Source organism: Pseudomonas sp. KCJK8993 (genome assembly GCF_046230915.1).
In the GTDB taxonomy this organism is placed as follows: domain Bacteria; phylum Pseudomonadota; class Gammaproteobacteria; order Pseudomonadales; family Pseudomonadaceae; genus Aquipseudomonas; species Aquipseudomonas piscis.
The window spans coordinates 1-2,078 of sequence record NZ_JBJJLO010000235.1 but is presented as its reverse complement, the minus strand read 5'-3'; the positions used below and the strand labels follow the sequence as shown (position 1 = coordinate 2,078).

1 protein-coding gene is annotated in these 2,078 nt (G+C 69.0%); it reads right to left on the bottom strand.

The features are described 5' to 3' along the window. The coding region (locus ACK6AU_RS31890; RefSeq protein WP_409303734.1) for a beta-ketoacyl synthase N-terminal-like domain-containing protein at positions 1 to 2,078 on the bottom strand (2,078 nt) is incomplete at both ends.

Genomic DNA, 2,078 nt, shown 5'->3' with positions numbered 1-2,078 from the left:
GGCGAGGCTGGTGGTCAGCTCGCGCTCAAGTAGCGCGCGCCGCTCGGCCTGCACATGGGGGGCAACCTCCGGGGTACGGGGCACCGCGACCGGTTGGGCGGCCATGGGCGAGTCTTGCGCGGCTACTGGCGCGGCCTGCTCCGCCGGCGCCGGGAGCTCGATGGCGGGTCCATCCTCCAGGACACGCAACTGCAACTTGCGCGGCTTGCCGTCATCGTGCCCGGGCTGGGACGAGTCCCCCGCAAAAGCGGTGGTTGGCGACTGTGGGGGTTGATGCTCCATGGTGATGCTCCCTGTTGTGCTTCCATGCAGTACCGAGCAGAGCTGGCGGGCGAACGGATAGGTCGGCAAGTCGATCCGGCGTGGCAACGGCGCTGTGTAGAGTGGCGTCCAGTCCACGACGGCTCCCTGGACCCAGCGTTGCGCCAGGACTTGCAGCCGATCCTGGGCCACGTTGGCCGGGGCATCGGCAGGCGGCGGGTGATCCTGGGAGACTTCGCCCAGCCACAGCTCGCCAGCCTCGACCCCGGGCTGGTCCAGCCCTGCCAGTTTGCTGGCCAGATCCGGCAATGAACGGGCCAGCAGCGCCAGGCGATGGGCCATGGCCTCACGCCCGACCTGCAGGGTGTAGGCGATATCGCGCAACTGCGCCGGGGCAAAGCGGCCATCCGTCACCACCGCGCGCAAGCGTTCGGCGCTGGCCAGCAGGCTGTCGCGGGTCCGCGCCGAAAGCAGGATCAGCACTGGCTCATCAATATTCGCTGCGGCAGGCGGCGGCGGTTCGCAGGCTTCCAGCAGCGCATGGGCGTTGGTGCCGCTGAAACCGAAGCTGCTGACGCCGGCAATCCGCCGGCCGGCGAACCACGGGCGCGGCCGGTCGACCACCTGCACCGGCAGGTTGGCCCAGTCCACCTGCGGATTTGGCGAGCGGAAATGCAACTGCCCGGGAATCTGTCCCTTACGCATGGCGAGGATGACCTTGATCAGCCCCGCCACGCCGGCGGCGGCCTCAAGGTGCCCAAGCTGGGTCTTGACCGAGCCGAGCAACAAGGGTCGCTGCGCTTGTCGGCCAGCCCCCAATGCCTGGGCGGCGGCCTGTACCTCGATCGGATCGCCCAAGCGGGTACCGGTGCCGTGGGCTTCCAGGTACTGCACCTGGTGCGGGGCCAGGCCGGCCTGGGCCAGCGCGGCTTCGATGACCGCGCGCTGGGCCGACTGGTTCGGCACGGTCAGCCCGGCGCTGGCACCATCGTGATTGATCGCACTGCCTCGGATGACAGCCCATATCGGGTCGCCGGCAGCCAAGGCGTCAGCATGACGCTTGAGCACCAAGAGTCCGCAGCCTTCGCCCCGGACATAGCCATCGGCGGCCTCATCGAAGGTGCTGCAACGGCCGCGCGGCGAGAGCATGCCGGCAGCGCGGAAGGCTTCGGACTCTGCCTGGTCGAGCAGCAGGTTCACGCCACCGGCCAGGGCCACCTCGCACTTGTCGCCCAGCAGGCTTTCACAGGCCAGGTGGATCGCCACCAGCGATGAACTGCAAGCGGTGTCCACCGACAGCGCCGGCCCGTGCCAGTCGAAGAAATACGCCAACCGCCCGGCGGCGACCGAGGCCGCGTTGCCAGTGGTGAAGGCCGGCCTGGACTCGTGCCCCTGCCCCGTTTGCCGCAAGAGCACGTCATAGCCATGCCCCATCAGGCCGACGAACACCCCGGTGCTGGAGCCACGCAAGCTGCTTGGCGCGATCGCCGCCTGTTCCAGGGCCTCCCAGGCGGTTTCCAGCAACAGCCGCTGCCGCGGATCGAGCAGTTGCGCCTCCCGGGGGGAAATGCGAAAGAAACGTGGGTCGAACTCCTGCGCCCCCTCGATGAAACCACCGCTCGCCGGCTCGTCCGCAAGGCCGTCACGTTGACCAACCGCATCGATGCCCTGTTGCAACAGGCTCCAGAAACGCTCCGGTGAGGAGGCGCCGCCAGGGAAGCGACAGCCCACGCCGACGATAGCGATGCCCTCGGGGCCGGGAGTACAAGGCGCCGGCTCGGCTGCCGGTGGAGGCGCGTGCCTGGTTTGCTCGTGGA